The sequence below is a fragment of the Chitinophaga lutea genome, from assembly GCF_003813775.1.
Taxonomy (GTDB): Bacteria; Bacteroidota; Bacteroidia; order Chitinophagales; family Chitinophagaceae; genus Chitinophaga; species Chitinophaga lutea.
In genome coordinates, this window is record NZ_RPDH01000003.1 from 651,506 (window position 1) to 675,196 (window position 23,691).

21 protein-coding genes are annotated in these 23,691 nt (G+C 54.6%); 14 read left to right on the forward strand and 7 right to left on the reverse strand.

Annotation, left to right across the window (positions count from 1 at the left end):
* Positions 1 to 20: 20 nt before the first annotated feature.
* The 5 genes from EGT74_RS25750 to EGT74_RS25770 all read right to left on the reverse strand — a co-directional run bounded on the left by EGT74_RS25750 (position 21) and on the right by EGT74_RS25770 (position 6,937).
* A complete protein-coding gene (locus tag EGT74_RS25750) occupies positions 21 to 842 on the reverse strand; it encodes a tetratricopeptide repeat protein (protein WP_123849490.1) in 822 nt (273 codons plus the stop codon).
* 25 nt (positions 843 to 867) lie between these two features.
* Positions 868 to 2,172, reverse strand: a complete 1,305-nt coding sequence (thrC, locus tag EGT74_RS25755) for a threonine synthase (protein WP_123849491.1) — start codon at positions 2,170 to 2,172, stop codon at positions 868 to 870.
* Between the two features lies 1 nt (position 2,173).
* Complete coding sequence (locus tag EGT74_RS25760; protein ID WP_123849492.1) at positions 2,174 to 3,112, reverse strand: homoserine kinase; 939 nt, start codon at positions 3,110 to 3,112, stop codon at positions 2,174 to 2,176.
* A 7-nt stretch (positions 3,113 to 3,119) separates the two neighbouring features.
* A complete protein-coding gene (thrA, locus tag EGT74_RS25765) occupies positions 3,120 to 5,561 on the reverse strand; it encodes a bifunctional aspartate kinase/homoserine dehydrogenase I (RefSeq protein WP_123849493.1) in 2,442 nt (813 codons plus the stop codon).
* Between the two features lie 533 nt (positions 5,562 to 6,094).
* Complete coding sequence (locus EGT74_RS25770; protein ID WP_123849494.1) at positions 6,095 to 6,937, reverse strand: hypothetical protein; 843 nt, start codon at positions 6,935 to 6,937, stop codon at positions 6,095 to 6,097.
* A gap of 252 nt (positions 6,938 to 7,189) precedes the next feature.
* Here EGT74_RS25770 and EGT74_RS25775 point away from each other — a divergent pair, with 252 nt between their 5' ends.
* The 4 genes from EGT74_RS25775 to EGT74_RS25790 all read left to right on the forward strand — a co-directional run bounded on the left by EGT74_RS25775 (position 7,190) and on the right by EGT74_RS25790 (position 11,127).
* Positions 7,190 to 8,347 carry a homogentisate 1,2-dioxygenase gene (locus tag EGT74_RS25775; protein WP_123849495.1) on the forward strand — a complete coding sequence of 386 codons (1,158 nt, stop codon included), beginning with the start codon at positions 7,190 to 7,192 and terminating at the stop codon, positions 8,345 to 8,347.
* Between the two features lie 22 nt (positions 8,348 to 8,369).
* Positions 8,370 to 9,362, forward strand: coding sequence for an aldo/keto reductase (locus EGT74_RS25780; protein WP_123849496.1), 993 nt, complete (start codon positions 8,370 to 8,372; stop codon positions 9,360 to 9,362).
* A 75-nt stretch (positions 9,363 to 9,437) separates the two neighbouring features.
* Positions 9,438 to 10,568 carry a 4-hydroxyphenylpyruvate dioxygenase gene (gene hppD / locus EGT74_RS25785; RefSeq protein ID WP_123849497.1) on the forward strand — a complete coding sequence of 377 codons (1,131 nt, stop codon included), beginning with the start codon at positions 9,438 to 9,440 and terminating at the stop codon, positions 10,566 to 10,568.
* A 169-nt stretch (positions 10,569 to 10,737) separates the two neighbouring features.
* Positions 10,738 to 11,127 (forward strand): hypothetical protein, encoded by a 390-nt coding sequence (locus EGT74_RS25790; protein WP_123849498.1) that lies wholly within the window; start codon positions 10,738 to 10,740, stop codon positions 11,125 to 11,127.
* A gap of 162 nt (positions 11,128 to 11,289) precedes the next feature.
* On the opposite strand, the gene EGT74_RS25795 is transcribed toward EGT74_RS25790, so the two are convergent.
* Positions 11,290 to 12,138, reverse strand: coding sequence for a glycoside hydrolase family 16 protein (locus tag EGT74_RS25795; RefSeq protein WP_220392970.1), 849 nt, complete (start codon positions 12,136 to 12,138; stop codon positions 11,290 to 11,292).
* Positions 12,139 to 12,536: 398 nt separating this feature from the next.
* Between EGT74_RS25795 and EGT74_RS25800 the strand changes: the two genes are divergently transcribed.
* The 4 genes from EGT74_RS25800 to EGT74_RS25815 all read left to right on the forward strand — a co-directional run bounded on the left by EGT74_RS25800 (position 12,537) and on the right by EGT74_RS25815 (position 17,601).
* On the forward strand, positions 12,537 to 13,343 hold the full coding sequence (locus EGT74_RS25800; protein WP_123849499.1) for a L,D-transpeptidase family protein: 807 nt from the start codon (positions 12,537 to 12,539) through the stop codon (positions 13,341 to 13,343).
* A gap of 171 nt (positions 13,344 to 13,514) precedes the next feature.
* Positions 13,515 to 14,084, forward strand: coding sequence for a gluconate 2-dehydrogenase subunit 3 family protein (locus EGT74_RS25805; protein ID WP_123849500.1), 570 nt, complete (start codon positions 13,515 to 13,517; stop codon positions 14,082 to 14,084).
* Between the two features lie 28 nt (positions 14,085 to 14,112).
* On the forward strand, positions 14,113 to 15,807 hold the full coding sequence (locus EGT74_RS25810; RefSeq protein ID WP_123849501.1) for a GMC oxidoreductase: 1,695 nt from the start codon (positions 14,113 to 14,115) through the stop codon (positions 15,805 to 15,807).
* Positions 15,808 to 15,906: 99 nt separating this feature from the next.
* Positions 15,907 to 17,601 (forward strand): GMC oxidoreductase, encoded by a 1,695-nt coding sequence (locus EGT74_RS25815; RefSeq protein ID WP_123849502.1) that lies wholly within the window; start codon positions 15,907 to 15,909, stop codon positions 17,599 to 17,601.
* Positions 17,602 to 17,787: 186 nt separating this feature from the next.
* On the opposite strand, the gene EGT74_RS25820 is transcribed toward EGT74_RS25815, so the two are convergent.
* On the reverse strand, positions 17,788 to 18,153 hold the full coding sequence (locus tag EGT74_RS25820) for a winged helix-turn-helix transcriptional regulator (RefSeq protein ID WP_123849503.1): 366 nt from the start codon (positions 18,151 to 18,153) through the stop codon (positions 17,788 to 17,790).
* 151 nt (positions 18,154 to 18,304) lie between these two features.
* Between EGT74_RS25820 and EGT74_RS25825 the strand changes: the two genes are divergently transcribed.
* The 6 genes from EGT74_RS25825 (at position 18,305) to EGT74_RS25850 (ending at position 23,640) form a co-directional block, all read left to right on the forward strand.
* On the forward strand, positions 18,305 to 18,982 hold the full coding sequence (locus tag EGT74_RS25825) for a YceI family protein (RefSeq protein WP_123849504.1): 678 nt from the start codon (positions 18,305 to 18,307) through the stop codon (positions 18,980 to 18,982).
* A gap of 149 nt (positions 18,983 to 19,131) precedes the next feature.
* Positions 19,132 to 20,946: a glycoside hydrolase family 35 protein gene (locus EGT74_RS25830; RefSeq protein WP_123849505.1), complete on the forward strand. Its 1,815-nt coding sequence runs from the start codon at positions 19,132 to 19,134 to the stop codon at positions 20,944 to 20,946.
* Between the two features lie 160 nt (positions 20,947 to 21,106).
* The gene (locus EGT74_RS25835) at positions 21,107 to 21,550 is read left to right on the forward strand and encodes a CBS domain-containing protein (protein ID WP_123849506.1); all 444 of its coding nucleotides are present in this window, start codon (positions 21,107 to 21,109) and stop codon (positions 21,548 to 21,550) included.
* A 223-nt stretch (positions 21,551 to 21,773) separates the two neighbouring features.
* Positions 21,774 to 22,214, forward strand: coding sequence for an NADH-quinone oxidoreductase subunit A (locus EGT74_RS25840; protein WP_123849507.1), 441 nt, complete (start codon positions 21,774 to 21,776; stop codon positions 22,212 to 22,214).
* The gene (locus EGT74_RS25845) at positions 22,195 to 22,833 is read left to right on the forward strand and encodes an NADH-quinone oxidoreductase subunit B (RefSeq protein WP_123849508.1); all 639 of its coding nucleotides are present in this window, start codon (positions 22,195 to 22,197) and stop codon (positions 22,831 to 22,833) included. The genes EGT74_RS25840 and EGT74_RS25845 overlap by 20 nt, the downstream gene beginning before the upstream one ends.
* 18 nt (positions 22,834 to 22,851) lie before the next feature.
* Complete coding sequence (locus tag EGT74_RS25850) at positions 22,852 to 23,640, forward strand: MBL fold metallo-hydrolase (protein ID WP_123849509.1); 789 nt, start codon at positions 22,852 to 22,854, stop codon at positions 23,638 to 23,640.
* Positions 23,641 to 23,691: the final 51 nt, after the last annotated feature.

A 23,691-nucleotide genomic window follows, 5' to 3' on the forward strand; every position in this document is an offset into this window, starting at 1 on the left:
ATGATTTATGCTATGCAAACTTACTGAATATTGTTGGCCACCGCGGAATCGAGCAAGGCTTTTGCGGCCGGGAAGTTTTTCCGGAACGAGAGCGCTTTGGTGAGGTCGTCGAGACCGGCGGGGCGGTTGCCGGCCGCCAGCAGGGTTCTGCCGCGATGATAAAATGCGTCGGCGTCCGTCGGATCCGCTTTGGCCGCCTGGTTAAAATAATGCAGCGCGGCTTCCGCGCGGCCTTTCGCTTCTTCCTGCAACCCCAGCGCAATATAAGCGGGGCTGTACGCAGGGTTGCGGAGGATGGCCTGCTGGTAGGCGGCAGCCGCTTTCGCCGGATTGTGGAGCTGTTCGAAACATTTCCCCGTTCCGTACAGCGCTTCCGCCGATGCGGAATCGATCGTGCCGGCAAGCTGGTAGTATGGCAAGGCGTCTTTGGCGGCGCCTTTCGCCAGCTGCAGGTCGGCGTTCATCATCACGGCCTCGTATTCGCTGGCTTTGCCTTTGAGCGTGATGACGGCGGAGAGGTGGCGGATGGATGCGGCGGTATCTTTCTGTTGCAGGGCGATGAAGGCGCGCACGTAATGCGCCTGGAAACCCTGGGCGCTGTCCTGCTCCAGCAGGGCCGCCACACTGTCGGCCGCGGCATATTCGCCGTGCTCGGCCAGCGCATTGGCAAGGTAGAGGCGCAGTTCCGGATCGCCGGGTTTTACCTGCAGATCGGCTTTGATATTGTTGATGGCGGTGGCGAGGGAGTCGGTATCGGGGATGGTGTTTTTTTGCTCCTGCACAGCGGGCTGGCAGGACGCAAAAAACACCAGTAATATCCATAAAGCGGGTAAGTATTTCATTACCCGCAAACATATAAAAGAAACTTCAATCCGCCTGCATGAGCCAGGCCTTCATTTTATTGTAATCGGCATCCATCCGCACCGATTTTTTTTCCAGGCTGAACAGTTGCTGCACGCGGGCGGGCACCTCCACTTTCTCTTTCAGGCTGTCGGGCATCACGTTCGTGAATTTCACGGGGTGTGCCGTTTCGAGGAAGATGCCGGTATGGCCGGGATGCTGCTGCATGTATTTTTTAAGCCCGAGGTAGCCCACGGCGCCGTGCGGTTCCAGCAGGTACTGGCGCTCGGCGAACACTTTTTCCATGACGGCCACGGTTTCGGCATCGGTGAAGCTGTAGGCGGTAAGGCTGGCTTTCAGCGCGCGCTCGTTTTGCGCGAACAGCTGGAGGATGCGCACGAAATTGCTGGGGTCCGCCACATCCATGGCGTTAGACAGGGTGGGGATGGCGGCCAGCGGCTCGTATTCGCCGTTCCGGAAGAAGCGCGGCACGGTGTCGTTGACGTTGGTGGAAGCGATGAAGTGCGCTACGGGCAGGCCCATGGCAGCGGCCATCATGCCGGCGCAGATATTGCCGAAGTTGCCGCTGGGCACGGATATCACGGCTTCTTTTTTCCACTGTTTTACCTTGCGGTACGCCATAAAATAATAAAACATCTGCGGCAGCCAGCGGGCCACGTTGATGGAATTGGCGGAAGTGAGGGGGCGGTGGGCCTGCAACTCATCGTCGAGGAAAGCGGTTTTGACCATCCGCTGGCAATCGTCGAAGCTGCCGTTTATTTCCAGCGCACGGATGTTGCGGCCCAGGGTGGTGAGCTGTTTTTCCTGCAGCTCGCTCACTTTGCCGGAAGGGTAGAGGATCACCACTTCCACGCCCGGCACGTCGTAAAAGCCCGCCGCCACGGCGCCGCCGGTATCGCCGGAAGTGGCTACCAGCACGGTGACGGGTTGTTCGTCGCCACGGCGGAAATAACCCAGGCAGCCGGCCATAAAACGGGCGCCCACATCCTTGAACGCGAGGGTAGGCCCGTGGAATAACTCCAGTGCATACACGTTTTCCTCCACTTCGCGCAGCGGGAAGGGAAACGACAGGGTGTCGCGGATGATCTGTTTGAGGTGGTGCTCCGGGATGTCGTCGCCCACGAAAGGCTGTATGACTTTACAGGCAATGTACAGCGGGTCGTATTCTTCCAGCCGCTCTATAAAATTCGCCTTGCCCAGTTTGGGTATCTCCACGGGGAAGTACAGGCCTTTATCGGGCGCGAGGCCGCGGATGACGGCTTCCCGGAACGAAACCTGGTGCTGGTGGTTCTGTAAGCTGTAGTACTGCATGTTACATTTCTTTTACACCGGAAGTGCTTATCCGGGACACATAAATTTTATAATCCACACCCAGCGGGGCGTAAATCTGTTCCATCATGGCCGCCACGTTGCGGGCGTTTTCTTCGCCTTTACTGAGCATGAACACGGAAGGCCCGCTGCCGGAGATGCCGCCGCCGAGCGCGCCCGCTTCCCTGCACCGCAGTTTCAGGTCGTAAAAAGCGGGTATCAGGATGGCGCGGATAGGCTCCACGATCACGTCTTCGAGGGAACGGCTGATGAGCTGGTAGTCTTCGCGGTAGAGGCCGGCCACGAGTGCGCCTACGTTGCCCCACTGGCGGATGGCGTCTTTCAGCAGCACCTGCTGTTTGAGGATGCCGCGGGCGTCGGAAGTTTTTACCTCGATCTGCGGATGGATAACGGTTACCCACAGATCGGCCGGCGTATGCAGGCGGATCACGTCCAGCGGCTGGTAGCTGCGCACGAGGGTGAAGCCGCCCATGATGGCGGGGGCCACATTGTCCGCATGCGGTGTGCCGCAGGCGAGGCGTTCGCCTTCCATGGCAAAGGGCACCAGTTCTTCGGGGGAAAAGTGGTTGCCGAGCAATATGTTGGCGCCGGCTACCGCGCCGGCCGCGCTGGCTGCGCTGGAACCGATGCCGCTGCCGGGCTGGATGCGCTTGCGTATCACCACTTCGATGCCCGTTTCCGGCTGCCCGTATTCCTGCAGCATGGCCAGCAGGGCTACGCCGGCCACGTTCTGCGCGGCTTCCAGCGGAAGGTCGGCGCCTTCGATGGCGGTGATGCGCACGCCGGGCGTATCGCCGAGGCGGAGCTCCATTTCGTCGCCCACCCCGTCGAGGGCCAGGCCTATGATGTCAAAACCGCAGGCTACATTGGCCACAGTGGCGGGCGCAAATACCTTCACGGATTTTTTGTGTTGTTGGCTCATATGGTTTTTATCGAACGGTTCTGATAATGTCTGCAAATATGCCGGAGGCGGTAACGTCCGCGCCGGCGCCGGCGCCTTTCACGATCAAAGGCTGCGCGGAATAACGGCTGGTGGTAAACAGCACGATGTTGTCTTTTCCTTCCAGCTGGTAAAACGGGTGCTGGGGGCCTACCGACTGCAGGCCTACAGATGCCTCGCCGTTATGGTACCGCGCCACGAATTTGAGGCGCTCGCCCTTTTCGGCGGCCGCTTTCAGCAGGTTGTTGAAATGGTCCGCATGCACGCTGAGCTGCTCGTAGAAAGCCGGAACGTCTTTCACGTCGAGGCTGCCGGCGGGCAGGAAAGAATGATTGGTGATATCGTCCATCTCCAGCACGGCGCCGCTTTCACGGGCGAGGATGAGGATCTTGCGCATCACGTCTTTCCCGCTCAGGTCGATGCGCGGGTCCGGCTCGGTATACCCTTCGTCCTGCGCCGCTTTCACCACTTCGCGGAAGCTGGCGCCGTTCACGAAATGGTTGAACACGAAGTTGAGGCTGCCGCTCAGCACGGCTTCGATGGTCTGCACCTTGTCGCCGCTGCGGATGAGGTCGTTTAGTGTGTTGATCACCGGCAGGCCTGCGCCTACGTTGGTTTCAAAGAGGAACGACGCGTTGAACTTGCGGGCGAGGTCTTTCAGTTTTTTATAATTGTTATACTCGGACGAGCAGGCGATCTTGTTACAGGTCACCACCGAAATGCCATGCTGCAGGAAAGTACTGTAAACGCCTGCAACGGTTTCGCTGGCGGTATTGTCCACGAACACGCTGTTGCGCAGGTTCATGCTTTGCACGCGCTGCATGAACTGTTCCAGGTCCATCTCATGTCCGGCTTCCAGTTCTTCTTTCCAGTTATCGAGCTGGATGCCGCTTTCGGAAAACCGCATTTTGCGGCTGTTGGCCAGGGCGATGATGCGCACCTGAAGGCCGAGTTCCTTGAGCAGGTAAGCCTGCTGCAATTGCAGCTGTTCCAGGAGCTTGCCGCCCACGTTGCCGGTGCCGGCCACGAACACGTTGATCTGGCGGGTTTCGGTTTCGAAGAACACCTCGTGTATCACGTTGAGCGCTTTGCGCACGTCGTTTTTGCTGATCACGGCGGAGATGTTCTTTTCGGTGCTGCCCTGTGCGATGGCGCGCACGTTGATGGCGTTGCGGCCCAGTGCGCCGAACAGCTTGCCGCTCATGCCGTGGTGGTTCTTCATGTTATCGCCCACTACCGCTACGATAGCAAGGTCTTTTTCCACGATGAGGGGCTCGATGCGCTTGTCGTGTATTTCCTGCACGAACTCGCTGTCGATGCCCACCTTGGCTTTCAGCATATCGTCTTCATGCACGCCTACGGTAATGGAATGCTCGGACGAGCTTTGGGTGATGAGGATGACGTTTACTTTTTCGCGGAGCAGGGCGTCGAAGAGGCGTTTGGAAAAGCCGGGAATACCCACCATGCCGCTGCCTTCGAGGGTGAGCAGCGCTATTTTCTGGATGCCGGAAATGCCGGTCACCGGGAAGGTTTTTTCGCCGTTGTCCTGTATCAGCGTGCCGTAATCGTCCGCCGCGAAAGTGTTTTTGATCCAGATGGGAATGCGGCGGTTCATCACCGGTTGAATGGTGGGCGGATAGATCACTTTGGCGCCGAAGTGCGACAGTTCCATGGCCTCTTCATAAGAAATGCGGGGGATGGGAATGGCCTGCGGCACGAGGCGCGGGTCGGCGGTCATCATACCGCTCACGTCGGTCCATATTTCAAGTACGCTGGCGTCCATGGCTGCGGCCACGATGGCGGCGGTATAATCGGAGCCGCCGCGGCCGAGGGTGGTGGTTTCCTTGCCGGCGGATGCGGCGATGAATCCCGGCAATACCACTACGGCGGCGTTCTGATGCTGGAAGTAACTGGTAACCTGGTGGTCGGTGGTATCGAAGTCTACGAGGGCGTGCCCGAACTGCGCGTCGGTGGCGATCAGCTCGCGGCTGTCTTTCCATGCGGCGGAAATACCCAGCTGTTTGAGTTTCTCCGCGATCATCCAGGACGATAACAGTTCACCGAAGCTCATGATCTTGTCGAGGGAGCGCGCGCTCAGCTCGCCTACCTGAAAAATGCCGTCGCACAGGCTTTCCAGCTGGTTGAGCTGTTTTTTCACCTGGCTCAGCAGGCTGCTTTGCATGGTGATAGGGAAGAGGCCGCGGATGGTATCGAGGTGGCGGTCTTCGATCTCCTGCAATAAACTTTTGTATTGTTCCTGCTGGAGGCCGGCCAGCTGGCCGCATTGTATCAGTTTGTCGGTGGTGCCGCTCATGGCGGATACCACCAGCGCGAGGGTTCCTTTGCGTTTATAGTTGGCGACGATCTGGCAAACCTGTTCTATGGCCTGGGTACTGCCTACGGAAGTACCGCCGAATTTTAAAACTTGCATGAATGGAAATATTGAATCAGAAGATGAGGCAACCTTGCCTGAAGAGTACCAGTTACCTGGCCGGTGGACGATATGAGAAAATTAACCCCGCGATGGGGTTGTAATCGTGGTGGTCGTAATAGTGCGGGCAGCTCCGGTGGAGATGGAAGCATTACGGATAATATGTGAATTGTGTATACGCACTATCGTTTTTATGACTTTTGCATTACAAAGGTGCAAAATTTAAAACGAAAATACAAACGGTATTGTAAAAAATTAGAAAATTTCTAAACGGAGGGGTGTCTTATCCTCCTGCCATCCTCCTGTGATCCTCCTGTGTTTGTCCTGTCATTGTCCTGTGATTCTCCTGTGCTGTTCACGACCCTGGCGGATTTGAAGGTGTTTGACAGGAGGATCACAGGAGGATGGGTGAAGGATCGGAGGAGGATGGCGGGTTTCGGGGGATGGCCGAAAAAGGTCAAATGCCAGGCGAGAGGTGTTTTGGGCCCCAAAAGCATCATTCAGCGGACGGGATGCAGGCATCGGGACTCGTTCTATTCCTCTCCGATATCGAGGACGTCTTCATCCTGCGTGAATATCCTGTAAACGAGAAAACTCACGAATAGTACGGCATTTACATAGATAAACGCTCTCACTACCGTTGTGATGGTGAAATTTACCCATATATTGCCCGTCAATATGAGCACGGGCTGCAGCAGCAGCTTGTATATAACCAGGTAGGCCGAGCCAATGAGCAGATGGCAGGCGTACCCGGCGACGAGCAGCGTGAAGAATGCAGGACGGTATATTATTGAAACCGGCAGGCGGCTGGTTCTGAAATACAGCATTCCGGCAAAAAAACATAATAACAACGAATAGGTAACGTCCGCAATATTGCTTAACCAGGGTTTGAACGCGCTTGCGCTGATATTCCTGAAAACACCGGCGCTCTCTTCTTCGCCAGGTCTGAACCGGTTAAAGCTTATTTCTTGGTTGAAGTAGTAAATAACGGTGACAGTGAGGACCGCTACCAGGTACAGATTCCAGGTTGCTCCCGGGATGGATTTCGATATGGATTCAAAAGAAGTGAACGGCCTGCCATTCTTCAACTGAGGGCGGATGCAGCCAGCCAGTATGCCCGCACTCATAAACAGGATGCCGAAACCCAGGTTGACCGCATGTTCTATCGAGCCCATCAGGGTGTAGCCTTCTCCGGGGATATTCAGCCATTCGGGCTCAAATACAACGGCAAGGCCAAAAAAGATAATAAATGAAAAAACGGCGCCCAGCACCAGGAAAACACGGCTGAAAACGAGACTGGCGCCGCTCCATTCTTTATAGTAGCGGTTGCATAACTCCAGGGTTCCGGAAAAGGCATGGTAGAGGCGTTTCCACATAATACAGGTATTGGGTTGCAGTCAAATTACAAAAAATTGTATCGCTGTTTCAAAAAATACCCTAATTTTAACGCAGGTTTTCATCATGCATTCCTCGCTGACATATAAAAACCAGAGCAATTATTGCTTCCTCATGGCCACCCTGGCCATGGATTCGACGTTGTAACCCGTCCGTCCTCCCTTTTATAACAATCTTGTTACCTTTTTCCTGCATCCATTCGGGCAGTTATTTGTTGTATTCAAAACGTTATTATGCCTCACTACCATACACTCGGGCAGATTCCGCACAAGCGGCATACGCAGTTCCGTAAGCCCGATGGCCAACTGTATTCCGAACAGCTTTTTTCGACGGAGGGTTTTTCTTCGCACTATTCCTTATTGTATCACTGCCACCCGCCCACTGAAATCGTGAAAGTAGGGGAGCCGTATGCCGTGATGCCGGAAGTGGCGGAAGAAAAGATGCTGAAACACCGCAGCTTCCAGGGCTTTTCTATCCAGCCGGAGGCGGATTATCTGAAAAGCCGCAAACCGGTGCTGGTGAACAGCGACTGCCATATTTCACTGGCGGCGCCGCAGCAAAGCACAAAAGACTATTTCTATAAAAACGCGGATGCGGACGAACTGCTGTTCGTGCACGAAGGCAGCGGCATCCTGCATACACAATACGGCCGCCTGGAATTCGGGTATGGCGATTATCTCCTGATCCCGCGCGGCACCATCTACCAGCTGGAGTTTTCGAATACGCAGAACCGGCTGTTCATCGTGGAATCGTTCAGTCCTATCCGTTTCCCGAAACGGTACCTGAGCCCCTACGGGCAGCTGCTGGAGAATTCGCCGTTCTGCGAGCGCGACATCCGGCAGCCGAAAGACCTTGAAACGATCGACCGGGCGGGCGACTTCATCATCCTCATCAAAAAGAAGGGCATCATGTATCCCATCCATTACGGCCATCACCCCTTCGATGTGGTGGGCTGGGACGGCTGCGAGTATCCCTTCGCGTTATCCATCCACGATTTCGAGCCCATCACCGGGCGCGTGCACCAGCCGCCGCCGGTGCACCAGACATTCGAAGGCCACAACTTCGTGGTATGTTCTTTTTGCCCGCGCCTGTTCGATTACCACCCGCTGGCCGTACCCGCCCCGTACAACCACAGCAACATCGACAGCGATGAGGTGCTGTATTATGTGGACGGCGATTTTATGAGCCGTAAACACGTGACCCGCGGCATGATCACGCTGCACCCGGCCGGCATCCCGCACGGGCCGCATCCCGGCGCGGTGGAGAAAAGCCTCGGCGCCAAAGAAACGAAAGAGCTCGCGGTGATGGTGGATACCTTCCATCCCCTGCAGATCACACGGCAGGCGCTGGACATCGAAGACAAACAATACGTGATGAGCTGGGCGGAATAAATCTTATACCAATATAACAAGCATGGAATACAGACAATTAGGAGAAAGCAACCTGCAGGTATCGGCCATCACATTCGGCGCCTGGGCTATCGGCGGATGGATGTGGGGCGGCGCGGAGCGAAAAGACGCTACCGAAGCCATCCGCGCATCGATCGATCAGGGTGTAACCTCGATCGACACGGCACCCATTTACGGCCAGGGCACCAGCGAGGAAATCGTGGGGGAAGCCTTGCAGGGCATCGCCCGGGACAAAGTACAGATCCTCACCAAATTCGGCCTTACCTGGGAAGGCACCAAAGGCCAGTTTTATTTCAAAAGCAAAAACAATAGCAACCAGGACATCGATATCTATAAATATTCCGGTAAAGAAAGCGTGATACGCGAGTGCGAAGACAGCCTCCGCCGCCTGCGCACGGACTATATCGACCTGTATCAGATCCACTGGGCCGACGAAACCACCCCCATCGAAGAAACCTTCGAAGCGGTGCTGCGGTTGCAGGAACAGGGCAAGATACGCGCCGCCGGCGTTTGCAATTACAACGTTGAGCAGATGAAGCGGGCGGACAGTGTGGTGAAACTCGCCTCCAACCAGGTGCCGTTCAGCATGGTGGAAAGGACCATCGAAAAGGAAGTGGTGCCGTATTGCATCGACAACAAAAAAGGCATCCTCGCCTACAGCCCGCTGCAGCGCGGCATCCTCACCGGCAAGATCAAACCGGGCCATGCCTTCGGCGAAGGCGATCACCGCCCAGGCACAAAGTTCTACCAGCCCGATAACATCGCCCGCATCAATGCCTTCCTGGCACTGATCAAACCGCTGGCGGAAAAGAAAAACGCCACCCTGGCGCAGCTCGTTATCCGCTGGACCATCGAACGCCCCGGCATCACCGTGGCCCTGGTAGGCGCGCGCAACGCGGAACAGGCCGTGCAGAACGCCAAAGCCATCGACGTACAACTGGCGCCGGAAGAAATCGATTTTATCAATAAACATTTATACGCTTTGCAGTTAGTGTAAGGCGATGAAGGATACAACAACATCAACACCAAACAATCGTTCAAAAACCATCATTACCAAAACAATCTTACCATTATGAACAGTGCAGTCGTAATACCCAGGCCTGCGCAAAACCAGCAGGATTTTCTGCCGCTGAACGGCACCGACTACGTGGAGTTTTACGTAGGGAACGCCAAGCAGGCGGCGCATTTTTACAAAACGGCATTCGGTTTTCAGTCGCTCGCCTACGCCGGCCCTGAAACCGGTGTGAAAGACCGCGCCTCTTACGTACTGGTGCAGAACAAACTCCGTTTTGTGCTCACCACGCCGCTGCGCCCCGGCAACGATATTGCCCGGCACATCGATGCGCACGGCGACGGGGTGAAGGTACTGGCCATCTGGGTGGACGATGCCCGCCTGGCTTTCGAGGAAACGGTGAAAAGGGGCGCCAAACCCTACATGGAACCGGTTGTCGAAAAAGACGAGCACGGCGAGGTGGTGCGCAGCGGCATCCACACCTATGGGGATACCGTGCACATCTTCGTGGAAAGGAAAAACTACAAAGGACTGTTCCTGCCCGGCTACCGCGAGTGGAAGAGCAGCTACAATCCCGAAGAAACGGGCCTGCAGTACGTAGATCATTGCGTGGGCAACGTGGGCTGGAATGAAATGAACACCTGGGTGGACTTCTACGCCAGAACGATGGGCTTCCACAACCTGGTGTCGTTCGACGACAAGGATATTTCCACCGAATATTCCGCGCTGATGAGCAAGGTGATGAGCAACGGCAACGGGCGCATCAAATTTCCCATCAACGAACCGGCCGAAGGCAAGAAAAAATCACAGATCGAGGAATACCTCGAGTATTACGGTGCGCCCGGCGTACAGCACGTGGCCATCGCCACCAACGACATCGTGCACACCGTGAGCGAATTGCAGAAGAGGGGCATCGAGTTCCTGACCGTCCCCGATTCTTATTATCAAACCCTGCTCGAGCGCGTCGGCAAGATCGACGAAGACATCCAGCCCCTGCAAAAACTGGGCATCCTGGTAGACCGCGACGACGAGGGGTACCTGCTGCAGATCTTCACCAAACCGCTGCAGGACAGGCCCACCGTGTTTTTCGAGATCATCCAGCGCAAAGGCGCAAAATCTTTCGGTAAAGGCAACTTCAAGGCGCTGTTCGAATCCATTGAAAGGGAACAGGCGCTGCGGGGAAATTTATAATCTCAGACGACTGAACGTTACAACAACTACACGAATCGATCAATACGCCCGGATTTTTCCGGGTGTTTTTTTGCCCGGACTTTTGTATCTTACTGTTATCCCGTGCTTTTGCAGACAGTGAACATTTTCAGGTTTAAACCCTTTATTACCCAAATCAAAACCCGTAGTTATGAAAAGAATGTTGTCCCTTGCAGCCATGGCTGTGGCCCTGCTGTGTTTTTCCTCGTTTGCCCCTTTGCTCCGTGCCTGTTCCTTTAACGCCGTGCCCAACTGGGAACTGATCAGCGGCAGTATCGCTTCCAACGGCGCCACGACCACGTACAGCAACCTGGTGGTGAAGAATACGAATCATTCCGGCCCCTGGTCTTACACCCGCATCGCCACTATTTCCGGCGGCTGCCTGCCCACGGCGGGCGAATACAATTTTTTCAGCGAATCCGGCCGAAGCTGGGTGGCCACGGTAACGCCCGACGGTGATGTGCTGCTGACCCTGCTCAGCGGGCCGTCGCCTTCGCTGAATACGACGATCTCCATCCCGGCCGATTCGTATCCGAACTGACCGGCTGGCGTTTTGTAAAAAGCCGGGATGCATTGGCGGGGAAGGAGCCGGTCGCAACAGTTTTTGCTGATGATGCAGGCGCAGATTATTCTTTGCCCCGCAATGCCTTGCATAAAAAAAAGGACCGGTGCGATCCGGTCCTTTTTTACGTTTATAGAGATCTTATTTTTTCTGGAACACCCGCACATAATCCACGAGCATCTGTGACGGCAGGTGGCTGTCGGGGATTTCTTCGCCGCTCTGCCCGAGGGCTACATTGAGCAGGAGGTAGAAGTTTTCGTGGAAGGGGTTGTTCCCTTGTTTTTGATTCGTGGTTTGGGTGAGGTCGATGGTATTGAGCTCGAGGCCGTCTACCGAAATCACCATTTGCTGTTCGTTCCATTCCAGCACCCATTCGTGAAAAGCCGCCGCCCAGGTTTCGCCGCCCCATTTATCCACGGGCCATTGCTGCATATCCCAGGCCGGTTCTTTACTGCCTTCCCAGCAGGCGTTGGCCAGCAGGTGGCCGCGGTAAAACTCCATGATGTCTACCTCGCCGCAAGCCGGCCAGTGCATGGGGCCGCGGTTGCTGCCCAGCATCCAGAAGGCGGGCCACATGCCTTTGCGCACATCTATTTTGGCGCGCATCACTACTTTGCCGTAGCGGAAGTCGTATTTCCCCTTTGTGATGAGGCAGGAGGAGGTATATTCCGCATACTCGCGGTTGCGCCGCCAGTCTGTGCTGCCGGCCTCGTAGCCGGGGTTTTTATGTTTCTCCCTGCGGGCTTCAATGATCAGTAAGCCGTTTTTGCAGGAGGCATTCTCCGGCTGGTACCACTGCGGTTCCCGGTTGCGGACAAAGCCGTGCTCATAGTCCCATTTGGCGGGATCGGGCCTGCCGTCCGTATTGAATTCATCGGCCCATACCAGTTGATAGGCGGTGCTGTTGGTAGCGGGAGGGAGGCCGGGGGAAGGGGTGGCCTGACTGAAAACCATCCCGGCTGCGGCGATGGTGAAACAAAGTCTGATCATGCGATACAAAATAGTAAAAAATCGATAGCGGAAAGGTGGGAGGAGAGGGCTCACACGTTGGTGTCAAATGATCGGCCTGTGGCGGTCCCGGCGCTGGAATAGGCCCTTACGGCCGTTTAAAAATCAAATTTTTACCCTGTTTTGGGCCGCTTTACCCACTAAAATCGTTAAATTTGACGTTAATATTTATGGATTTAAGAGAATTATTCGGGTATTTATTCATTTTGGCAGGACTTTTTCAGTTATTGACCGCCTACCTGGTGTTCGCAGGCCAGCAGCATTATATTTTGCGTATTGCAAACAGGAAGGTCGGGTCGATATTATATGTTGTTTTTGCATTTGTATTATTCTACCTGGCATATTATTTCCTGGTATAATTTTTAGGAAAGTATCAGTATATGAAGCGTATTATTATTGGCATTTTATCCCTCATGGCCGCTATGAATGTTCAGGCTCAACAGTCGTTCCTCGATAACCAGAAAATGTTCCCGAGGGTAGGCGTAGCGTTCCGTGAGAAAGAAGAAAACATTAAACAGGAGTTTGCGAAAAAAGGCATCGCTTATCCGGCAAAACAGATATACATCCGTTCCTTCAAGCTCGACAGCGAGCTGGAGATCTGGGTGCGTAACAACGTGACCGATACTTTCAAACTGCTGAAGACCTACCGCGTTTGTTCGCTATCCGGCCGGATGGGGCCGAAAAGGAAAGAAGGCGACCGCCAGGTGCCGGAAGGGTTCTATTATATCAACGATTTTAACCCCAACAGCAGCTTCCACCTTTCACTTGGTATCAACTATCCGAACTATTCCGATAAAATCCTCAGCGACCAGAAAAAGCCCGGCGGCGATATTTATATCCACGGCAGCTGCCTGACCATCGGGTGTATCCCGCTGACCGACGATTTTATCGAAGAAGTATACCTGCTGGCCGTGCATGCCAAAAACAACGGACAGGATTTTATTCCCGTGCATGTGTTCCCGGTGCGCTTCGGCAATTCCCGCTCGATGGATTACCTCGGCAGCGTATCGCTGGCCGATAACGAATCGCAGAAATTCTGGCTGAACCTGAAAGCCGCGTACGACTACTTCGAAAAACACCGCAAACTGCCGGTGGTGATGGTGAACGGCCAGGGCAAATACGTGTACACCTCGCCGCAGCAAAACGCGCCGCACCTGGCGCAGGGTAAAACCGCCTCCGGCAACTAAGCTTAAAAAATATTATCCAAACAGAAAGAGACGCAAATATTGGCGTCTCTTTCTGTTTTAGGCCTGCTTCGTGTTAATTTTACACATTAATGTTCTCCGGGGGGCAAATTATTTTGGATTCTCGATTTTTTTTCGAAACTTACCGGGAAGGTCAAATCAACTTACCAAATTATGAACAGAAGAGACGCTATCAGGAATGTGGCTATCCTTATGGGAACAGCGCTTTCCGCTTCCACGTTAGCGGCACTGGAGGGTTGTAGCTCCGGGCCCAAGAACTATACGCTGCAAACGCCTGAAACCAAGGCTTTGCTGGCTGAGATCGCCGAAACAATCATTCCGGAAACGTCTACGCCCGGCGCCAAAGCGGCCAAGGTGGATGAGTTTATACTGGTAATGGTGGGCGACTGCTACGATGAAAAAGCCCAGAAAGTTTTCACCGACGGCCTCGACAAAATCAACGACGAGAGCAAAAAACGCTTCTCCAAAGGGTTTGTCGACATTACGCCGGAGCAGCGCACCGAATTGCTGACCGCCATCGATAAGGAGCGGGTGGACTACAACAAACGCAAAGACAAAAAGGAAGGTGACCCTGTGCATTATTTCCAGTACCTGAAGGAGCTCACGCTGCTGGGCTACTTTACGTCCGAGCCCGGCGCCACCAAAGCGCTGCGCTACGTGAAAGTACCCGGAAAGTACGAAGGTTGTGTGCCTTATAAAAAAGGCGACAAGGCATGGGCTTAATTTTTCCAACTTCTTAAACGTAACAGTAATGAACCTGAATATAAAAGCGCAGGACCAGAACACGTATGATGCCATCGTGATCGGTTCCGGTGTCAGCGGCGGCTGGGCTGCCAAAGAGCTGACCGAAAAAGGCCTCAAAGTGTTGATGCTCGACCGTGGTAAAGACCTCAAACACGGCCAGTACGAAACCGCCAACAAAGATCCCTGGGAATTCGCCCACCGCGGCCGGATCACCGAAGAACAGAAAAAAACGCACGAAAAGCTGCAGCGCGATTACCCGTACAGCGAGCACAACGAAAAATACTGGATCAAAGACAGTGATAGCCCTTACAAGGAAGATAAACGCTTCGACTGGTACCGTCCCGATATCGTAGGCGGCAAGTCGATCATGTGGGGCCGCCAGAGTTACCGCCTCAGCGACCTCGACTTCGAAGCCAACGCCAAGGACGGTATTGCCGTAGACTGGCCTATCCGCTACAGCGACATCGCGCCCTGGTACGATTACGTGGAGCGCTTCGCCGGCATCAGCGGCCAGAAAGAAGGGCTGCCGCATCTTCCGGACGGGCAGTTCATGCCTGCCATGGAAATGAACTGCGTGGAAAAAGATGTAAAGGCGAGGATCGAAGCGGCATTCAAAGGCCGTATCATGACCATCGGCCGTGTGGCCAACATCACGCAACCGCTGCCCGGCCGTACCAACTGCCAGTACCGCAACCTGTGCAGCAGGGGCTGTCCCTTCGGCGCTTATTTCAGCACGCAGTCGTCGACCCTGCCCGCCGCCATGGCAACCGGCAACCTGACGCTGCGTCCCGATTCCATCGTGAACTCCGTGATCTACGACGAGAAGCTGGGCAAAGCCACCGGCGTTCGTGTGATCGACAAGGTGAGCAAACAAATGGTGGAATACCATGCGAAGATCATCTTCATCAACGGCTCCACCCTGGGTTCTACTTTCGTGATGCTCAACTCCACTTCCAGCCGCTTCCCCAACGGGCTCGGCAACGACAGCGGGGTGCTGGGCAAATACCTGATGGACCACCACTTCCGCAACGGCGCGTCCGGCATCGCGGAAGGGTACGATGATAAATACTTCTACGGCCGACGTGCGAACGGCATCTACATTCCCCGTTTCCGCAACATCGGCAACGACAAACGCGATTACCTGCGCGGCTTCGGCTACCAGGGCGGCGCGAGCCGTTCCGGATGGAGCAGGGGCGTGGCTGAACTGGGTGTGGGCAAAGACTTCAAGGAAATGCTTACCGAGCCCGGCCAGTGGAGCATGGGCATCGGCGGTTTCGGGGAGTGCCTGCCTTACGAAGACAACTACGTGGCGCTCGATACATCCGTGAAAGACGCATGGGGCCAGCCGGTGCTGCGCTTCCACGCCGAGTTCAAGGAGAACGAAATGAAGATGCGGAAAGACATGATGAACGATGCTGCCGAAATGCTGGAAGCTGCCGGTATCAAGGATGTGAAAACATACGACAGGGGCTCATATCCCGGTATGGCCATCCACGAAATGGGCACCGCGCGGATGGGCCGAGACCCGAAAACGTCCGTGCTCAACGGCTGGAACCAGATGCACGCCGTGAAGAACGTGTTCGTAACCGACGGCGCCGCCATGACCTCCGCTTCCTGCGTGAACCCTTCCCTCACTTACATGGCCCTCACAGCCCGCGCTGCGGACTACGCCGTGAAAGAACTGAAGAAAGGCAATATCTGATCATAACGGCTTGATAATACCATTTACGAAAGAGCCGCGCTGTTTGCTGCGGCTCTTTTCTTTTAACCCGCGCTTAGCCGCCCATAAAATTGAAAACAGATGAACCTGAACATCAAAGCAGACCAACAGAACACCTATGACGCCATTGTCGTGGGCTCCGGCATCAGCGGCGGCTGGGCCGCGAAGGAACTGTGCGAAAAGGGGCTCAAAACCATCGTGCTGGAAAGAGGCAGGAACGTGGAGCACGTGAAAGACTATACGACCGCCAATCTTGCTCCCTGGGAAGTGGAGCATCGTGGCTGGCAGACCAATGAGATGAAAGAAAAACATCCCATCCAGAGCCGCTGCTACGCTTTCGACGAAACCACCCAGCACTTCTGGGTGAACGACAAGGAAAATCCGTACAACGAAATAAAACCCTTCAACTGGCTGCGCGGCAACCACGTTGGCGGCCGCTCGCTCATGTGGGGCCGGCAGGTGTACCGCTGGAGCGACATCGATTTTGAAGCGAACGCCAAAGACGGGCACGGCGTAGACTGGCCCATCCGTTACAAAGACATTGCGCCCTGGTACAGCTACGTGGAAAAATTCGCCGGCGTGAGCGGGCAGGCGGAAGGTTTGCCCCAACTGCCTGACGGCGAGTTCCTGCCGCCGATGGAAATGAACGCACTCGAAAAACACGTGGCGGCGCGCATCAAAGAAAAATACAAGGACCGTATCATGACGATTGGCCGTGCCGCGCATCTCACCAAGGGGCTGCACGACCGCGGTCCCTGCCAGTACCGCGACCTTTGCGCCCGCGGATGCCCGTTCACCGGGTATTTCAGCAGCAACGGCGTAACGCTGCCGGCGGCCGCGAAAACGGGCAATCTCACCCTCCGCCCGTATTCCATCGTACTCGAAGTGATCTACGACGAAAGCACGCAAAAAGCCAAAGGCGTACGCATCATGGATGCGGAAACCAAACAGGTGATGGAATACTACGCCAGGATCATTTTCATCAATGCATCCACATTAGGCACTACCGCCATACTGCTCAACTCCGTCAGCAATCGCTTCCCGACGGGGCTGGGGAACGACAGCGACCAGGTGGGCCGCAACCTGATGGACCACCACTTCGGCGTAGGCGCGGGGGGCTCGTTCGACGGGCTGCAGGACCAATACGTGTACGGCAGAAGGGCCAACGGTATTTACATCCCGCGTTTCCGCAACATCAGCGACAGCACGCGCCGCAAAGATTACGTGCGCGGTTTCGGTTACCAGGGCGGCGCAAGCCGTGGCCGTGCGGGCCAGATGGACGGCATCGGCGCCGCGTTTAAAGACGGTCAGCTGGAGCCCGGTAACTGGGGGATGTGGATTGGCGCCTGGGGCGAGCACCTGCCCTACGAAGACAACACCGTGCGCCTCAATAAAGAGAAAAAAGACGTGTATGGCCTGCCTACGCTCGATATTGATTGCAATTTCCGTGAGAATGAAATGGCGATGCGTAAAGACATGCTTGAAAGCGCGAAGGAAATGCTCGAAGCCGCAGGCCTGCAAAACGTGGGCGGCAGCGACGATATGCCGCCTCCGGGCCATTGCATCCACGAAATGGGCACCGCGCGCATGGGCCGCGACCCGAAAACCTCCGTGCTCAATGGTTTTAACCAGGTGCATGCGGTGAAGAACGTGTTCATCACAGACGGCGCGTGCATGACATCTTCCGCCTGCCAGAACCCGTCCATCACCTACATGGCGTTGACGGCGCGTGCGGCAGATTATGCGGTGAGCGAATTGAAGAAGAATAATATCTGATGATATCAAGCCGTTAAACACGGCGGAACATTGTTACCCGGGTTGCTGGAAGATGCGGCCCGGGTATTGTTTTTGTGCGCTGTGATTAGACGTACATGCCGGGAACCAGCGGCCCGTGTATTGCTTTGTGCATAGCGGGGTGGGGGATGGTGTCTTAGCGGTATTTCGCGCGATATAATGCAATGATCATGATTTGCCTTTCAGCAACGATTCCCTGTAAGCAATGCCCCATTTGGCCATTTCGTCGATAATAGGTTTGAGCGTTTGGCCCAGCGGCGTTACTTCATACACCACCGTGATAGGTTTGGTGTTGAGCACCGTACGGCTGACCAGCCTGTTGACCTCCATGTCCTGCAATTCCTTCGACAGCATTTTGGCGCCGATGCCCTCCACTTCCCGCAGCAGGTCCATAAACCGGATCTTTTCCGTTTGAAGCAGCGTGCCGAGGATGTGAAACTTCCATTTGCCGGACAAGACGTCCATCGTATCATTGATGGCCGTGATCCTTGCTTTGCAACATCCGCTGCCATTTACTTCCGCGTGTTTTTTCATGTGGCAAAATTCCGGTACAAAATTAGGAAATATACCGCCCTTTCCAATAGGAAACTAGTTTCCAAAAGGAAACTGATGGCTTTTGTATACTACAGTTCATTAATTTTGCCCCGTGATTTTTCACCAAACCAAAAATTTTAATTCATCGACAATGAAAAAGCTGTCTATTGCGCCCCTTGCGGCTGTATTTTTTTTAATCTCATGCGGAGGCTCTACGGGCGATAAAGCCGCTACTGCCTCAGAGCAGCAGGTAGCGGAGCAAAAAGGCGCCACCTATACCGTAGATGCGGCCCAAAGCACGCTGAAATGGACAGGGTACCATAAAGGCGGCCTGAACCCCCGGTTTGGCACTTTGAAAGGCTCCGGCACACTGGCTGTTGAAAACAACGCTATTACCGGCGGTACCTTTACCATCGACGTTGCTTCCCTCACCACCGACTCTGCTTCCGTAGATCCGGCCAGCTCCGGCGGTAAAAAATCAACCGACCTGGACGGTCACCTGAAGACGGCCGACTTTTTTGAAGTGGAAAAATACCCCACGGCAAAGTTCGAGATCACCGGCGTTACCGCCTTTGACGCAGCCACCACCAAGAGCGTAGTGGAAGGCGCCACCAATACCATCAGCGGTAACCTTACCATCAAGGACAAAACCGTGAACGTGACTTTCCCTGCGAAAGTGACTTTCAGCGGCGATGAAACAACCGTTGAATCCAAATTTACCATCAACCGCCAGGACTGGGGCCTCACTTACGGTACCGAAGGCAATCCGAAAGACTGGATGATTTCCCAGGAAGTTGATATTGCGCTGAACATAAAAGCCAAAAAATAATCCTGCGCCGGCAGCCGTCGGAAAACAGTTGCAGCCATTTGAAAAGCGGAGCCGTTGGTTCCGCTTTTTTCGTTGAAGGCAGTTCTCCCCGCAGAAAATAGCACAATATTCAGTAGGTTTACGTACTTAAACATGTCATTAAAGTTTGTATGAAAAAGCTACTCCTCACCGCCGGTCTGGCGCTGTGTTGTTATGTTTCACAGGCACAGGCCGTTAAAAAAGCGCACACGTTTACATTGGGCCAGTCGGAGTTTCTGCTCGACGGCAAACCTTACCAGATCATCAGCGGGGAAATGCACCCTGCCCGCATCCCGAAAGAATACTGGCGTCACCGCATCCAGATGACCAAAGCGATGGGCTGTAATACCATTGCGGCGTACATCTTCTGGAACTACCACGAAAAAACGGAAGGCACGTTCGACTTCGCCACCGACAACCGCAACATCGCGGAGTTCGTGCGCATCTGCCAGGAAGAAGGCATGTGGGTGCTGTTCCGGCCGGGCCCTTACGTTTGTGCGGAATGGGAATTCGGCGGCCTGCCGCCTTACCTGCTGCGCATCCCTGATATCAAGGTGCGCTGTATGGATCCGCGGTACATGGCGGCGGTGGAACGGTATGTGAAGGCGCTGGCCAAAGAAGTGAAAGACCTGCAGGTGACCAAAGGCGGGCCTATCCTGATGGTGCAGGTGGAAAACGAATACGGCAGCTTCGGCAACGATAAGAATTACCTCCTCCGTTTGAAACAATTGTGGGACGACAACGGCATCGACGTACCGTATTACACGGCCGACGGCCCCACCGCCCATATGCTGGAAGCGGGCTCGATCCCCGGTGCGGCCATCGGCCTTGATTCAGGCGGGTCCGACGCCGACTTCGCGGCCGCTGCCAGACAGAATCCCAATGTTCCTTCTTTCAGCAGCGAGTCGTATCCCGGCTGGCTCACCCACTGGGGCGAAAAGTGGGCGAGGCCCGGCATTCCCGGTATCGTGAAGGAGATCAAATACCTGATGGACAATAAAAAGTCCTTCAACTTCTACGTGATACATGGTGGCACGAACTTCGGTTTCACGGCCGGCGCCAACTCCGGCGGCAAAGGCTATGAGCCCGATCTGACGAGCTACGATTACGACGCGCCCATCAACGAGCGCGGCGACACCACGGCCAAATACATGGCGCTGCGCAACCTCATCGCGTCGTACCTCCCCAAAGGGAAAAAACTCCCGAAAATACCGGCCGCCATGCCCGTGATCAGCTTCCCGGCGGTGCAGCTGCAACCGCTTACCAGCATCTGGGAGCACCTGCCGCAGCCGGTGGCGTCGGTACAGCCGAAAACGTTCGAAGCATACGGACAGGATTACGGTTTCATGCTCTATAAAACCACGCTCATCGGTCATAAAAGCGGCAAGCTCACCATCACCGACCTGCACGATTACGCGACCATCTATCTCAACGGGCAATACATCGGCAAGCTCGACCGCAGGCTGGGCGAGCGTACCATCGACCTGCCGAAGACCGAAGTGAAAGATCCCGTGCTGGAAATTCTTGTGGAAGGCATGGGCCGCATCAACTTCGCGCAATACCTCATAGACCGTAAAGGCATTACCGACCGCGTTACCCTGAACGGCATGACGCTTATGAACTGGGACGTATACGGCCTGCCGATGACGGAAGAGGCCGTGACGAAACTGACCCCTTCCAAAGCCTCGCCCGACAAACGTGCGCAGTATTTCAAAGGGCGTTTTCAGCTGGATGCGACAGGGGATACCTTCATCGATATGACCGGCTACAAAAAGGGCATCGTATGGGTGAACGGCCACAACCTCGGCCGCTACTGGGAAATCGGCCCGCAGAAACGGTTGTACTGTCCCGCTACATGGCTGAAAAAAGGAGAAAACGAAATCATCGTGTTCGACCAGCATCAGACCACTGCAGCGACAATAACAGGGGAGAAAACAATGGAGTAAAAAATATCAATTGTAAAGCGTTAAATTATAACGCCGGCAGTGAAAAGGAAAAAGTTCTTCGGGGCTTTTTCCTTTTTACTGTTTGCTATTCCCGATAAAAAAAAGTAACTTAAAGTAGTGATTCCACACTCGTATTGTTTAACACTTAATACAGCTTACCATGGGGAGAGTCAGAAATATCTTGGTGGGCAAAGGTCATGCAGTTTATTCCGTACATCCGGACAGTACCGTTTATGAAGCCCTTAAAGTACTGGTAGACCGGAACGTTGGCGCCCTTGTCGTAGTCGACGAGGGAGAGCGCTTCCTGGGAATATTTTCCGAGCGTGACTATGCGAGAAGGGTGATCCTGAAAGGACGCGCTTCCAAAGAAACAACTATCCGTGAGATAATGACGGAGCATCCAATTACTGTTACAGAAGACGAAACGATTGAAAACTGCATGTGCAAGATGACTGATAAAAGAATCAGGCACCTGCCGGTAGTAGACGATAACGGGCGGCTGATCGGTCTCATTTCCATTGGTGACGTAGTAAAGTACATCATGGACGAGCAAAAACACATCATCGAAAACCTCGAATGCTATATTCACGGCACTCATCACTAGCCTGGCACTACAATTAAAAGGCATTTTCCGGTATCCGGCAATAACTGGTTTGAAAAGGGCCTGTACGCTATGTTGTACAGCTGAGCCATTATTCAAAGGCGGTTGTATTGCCTGTTTGTTTTATTGTTTATACGGAAGAACGGTATCGTCTCGTGTTGCACTGCAATAAAACAATTGATCGGAGAACAGCATCACATCACTGCAAACAATAAAACGAACTGCCATGAACCCTGCCTGGCCTTTCCTTGTATTTGGAGCCATCGTACTGGTACTGGTGACTGCCATATTGGGCCTGTCCTACGTATTGGGGCAGCGCCACAACGACCGTTCCACGGGTGAAGCCTACGAAGCCGGCATCCTGTCTACCGGCTCTGCGCGAATGCGCTTTCCATCCCAGTTTTATCTTGTAGCCATGTTATTTGTGATCTTCGACATCGAAACGGTGTTCGTGATCTCCTGGGCCATCGCTTTCGATGAGCTGGGGTGGGCGGGCTTTATCGGCGCCGCCGTTTTTATTTTTATACTTCTCGTAGTGCTCATTTACGAATGGCGCAACGGGGCGCTCGACTTCGGGCCCGACGGTAAAAAGATCCTGCGGGCCTACAAAAAGATGCGGAAAGAACAAACCATAAAACATATACCCGATGAAGTGGTGGTTAACTGAACCGAAAGAAGCCGCGCCGCAGCATTCCGGCAATTTTTCCATGGAAGAGTCCGTGGGGCAGAGCGTAATGCTGACGTCTGTGGAGCGCCTGGTGGCATGGGGCCGCAAAAACTCCATGTGGCCTTTCCACTTCGGTCTTTCGTGCTGCTTCGTGGAAATGGCTACCGGCATGACGCCCAAGTACGACCTCGCCCGCTTCGGCGCGGAAGTGATACGGGGCACGCCCCGCGAAGCGGACGTGATGATCATCGCCGGCACCGTGTTCATCAAGATGGCGCCCATCATCAAACGCCTCTATGAACAGATGATGGAACCCCGCTGGGTGATTTCGATGGGCTCCTGCGCCAATTCCGGCGGGATGTACGATATTTACAGCGTAGTGCAGGGCGTCGACAAGTTTCTCCCGGTAGATGTATATGTACCCGGTTGCCCGCCCCGGCCCGATGCGTTCATGCACGGTCTGGTGCTGCTGCAGCAGTCCGTGGGCAAGGAAAAACGCCCCCTCAGCTGGACCATCGGGGACCAGGGCGTGATCAAACCGGAGAAAATTTCGATGCAGGAAGTGCATAAGGAGAAGCGAAACAATATGACCGATTTCAAAACAACCGACGAGATATAACTAAAATCAAAGGCATCTATGAAAATCAGGAGAATCACAGCAAACGTTTATGAGCTGCCGTTAGGGATGGTGAATGCGTTCATCGTGGAAGACGATGCGCTGACGCTGATCGACACGGGCGCTCCCGGCAGTACGGGTAAAATACTGGCGGCCGTTCGCGAAATAGGCCGTGCTCCTGAAGATATCCAGCACATCCTGCTCACCCATGCCCACCCGGACCACGCAGGCAGCGTAGCGGAACTGAAACGGGCAACGCCCGCCAAAGTATGGATGCATGCTGCGGAAGCGCCCCACCTGGCCGAAGGTTTCATCCCCAAACCACCGGAACCCGTGTTTACCAGCTTCCTGAACAAAACGCTTTACAACCTCTTCGTCAAAAAAGCCTCCAGCGAAATACCCCCGGCCAATGCCGACGAACTGATGGAAGACGGCGACTGGCTGCCCATGGCGGGCGGCATGCATGTCATCCACATCCCGGGGCATAGTCCCGGTCAGCTCGCGTTCTTTCTGCCCGGCCAGAAAAACGTGATGTTCGCCGCCGATGCGGCGGACAATATGTTCGGGCTGAGTTACGCCTGTTTTTACGAAAACCTGGTGGAAGCCCGGCATAGCCTGGAACGCCTCGCCACGTTCGATTTCGATATCGCCTGTTTCGGCCACGGCCGCAGCATTCTAAGCAATGCCGCCGCCCGTTTCCGCAAAAGGTTCATACACCCTGCGGCACATACGGCGAAAGACCAGCAACAGTGGATTGCCGTGGAAAAGGAAGCCATCGTGCGTTTGCAGGAACCCGGAGAAAAATTGTAATTAACACCATAACGGTCAAACTGATACAAGAGCTCATTACAGCAAGGGATT

What these genes read in the sequence shown, in the direction of transcription:
- thrA (WP_123849493.1), bottom strand. Translation starts at nt 5,561, where the DNA reads ATGCAAGTTTTAAAATTCGGCGGTACTTCCGTAGGCAGTACCCAGGCC.
- EGT74_RS25775 (WP_123849495.1), top strand. Translation starts at nt 7,190, where the DNA reads ATGCCTCACTACCATACACTCGGGCAGATTCCGCACAAGCGGCATACG.
- EGT74_RS25840 (WP_123849507.1), top strand. Translation starts at nt 21,774, where the DNA reads ATGAACCCTGCCTGGCCTTTCCTTGTATTTGGAGCCATCGTACTGGTA.
- EGT74_RS25790 (WP_123849498.1), top strand. Translation starts at nt 10,738, where the DNA reads ATGAAAAGAATGTTGTCCCTTGCAGCCATGGCTGTGGCCCTGCTGTGT.
- EGT74_RS25805 (WP_123849500.1), top strand. Translation starts at nt 13,515, where the DNA reads ATGAACAGAAGAGACGCTATCAGGAATGTGGCTATCCTTATGGGAACA.
- EGT74_RS25800 (WP_123849499.1), top strand. Translation starts at nt 12,537, where the DNA reads ATGAAGCGTATTATTATTGGCATTTTATCCCTCATGGCCGCTATGAAT.
- EGT74_RS25780 (WP_123849496.1), top strand. Translation starts at nt 8,370, where the DNA reads ATGGAATACAGACAATTAGGAGAAAGCAACCTGCAGGTATCGGCCATC.
- EGT74_RS25845 (WP_123849508.1), top strand. Translation starts at nt 22,195, where the DNA reads ATGAAGTGGTGGTTAACTGAACCGAAAGAAGCCGCGCCGCAGCATTCC.
- EGT74_RS25850 (WP_123849509.1), top strand. Translation starts at nt 22,852, where the DNA reads ATGAAAATCAGGAGAATCACAGCAAACGTTTATGAGCTGCCGTTAGGG.
- EGT74_RS25825 (WP_123849504.1), top strand. Translation starts at nt 18,305, where the DNA reads ATGAAAAAGCTGTCTATTGCGCCCCTTGCGGCTGTATTTTTTTTAATC.
- EGT74_RS25810 (WP_123849501.1), top strand. Translation starts at nt 14,113, where the DNA reads ATGAACCTGAATATAAAAGCGCAGGACCAGAACACGTATGATGCCATC.
- EGT74_RS25795 (WP_220392970.1), bottom strand. Translation starts at nt 12,138, where the DNA reads ATGATCAGACTTTGTTTCACCATCGCCGCAGCCGGGATGGTTTTCAGT.
- EGT74_RS25830 (WP_123849505.1), top strand. Translation starts at nt 19,132, where the DNA reads ATGAAAAAGCTACTCCTCACCGCCGGTCTGGCGCTGTGTTGTTATGTT.
- EGT74_RS25820 (WP_123849503.1), bottom strand. Translation starts at nt 18,153, where the DNA reads ATGAAAAAACACGCGGAAGTAAATGGCAGCGGATGTTGCAAAGCAAGG.
- thrC (WP_123849491.1), bottom strand. Translation starts at nt 2,172, where the DNA reads ATGCAGTACTACAGCTTACAGAACCACCAGCACCAGGTTTCGTTCCGG.
- hppD (WP_123849497.1), top strand. Translation starts at nt 9,438, where the DNA reads ATGAACAGTGCAGTCGTAATACCCAGGCCTGCGCAAAACCAGCAGGAT.
- EGT74_RS25770 (WP_123849494.1), bottom strand. Translation starts at nt 6,937, where the DNA reads ATGTGGAAACGCCTCTACCATGCCTTTTCCGGAACCCTGGAGTTATGC.
- EGT74_RS25815 (WP_123849502.1), top strand. Translation starts at nt 15,907, where the DNA reads ATGAACCTGAACATCAAAGCAGACCAACAGAACACCTATGACGCCATT.
- EGT74_RS25760 (WP_123849492.1), bottom strand. Translation starts at nt 3,112, where the DNA reads ATGAGCCAACAACACAAAAAATCCGTGAAGGTATTTGCGCCCGCCACT.
- EGT74_RS25750 (WP_123849490.1), bottom strand. Translation starts at nt 842, where the DNA reads ATGAAATACTTACCCGCTTTATGGATATTACTGGTGTTTTTTGCGTCC.
- EGT74_RS25835 (WP_123849506.1), top strand. Translation starts at nt 21,107, where the DNA reads ATGGGGAGAGTCAGAAATATCTTGGTGGGCAAAGGTCATGCAGTTTAT.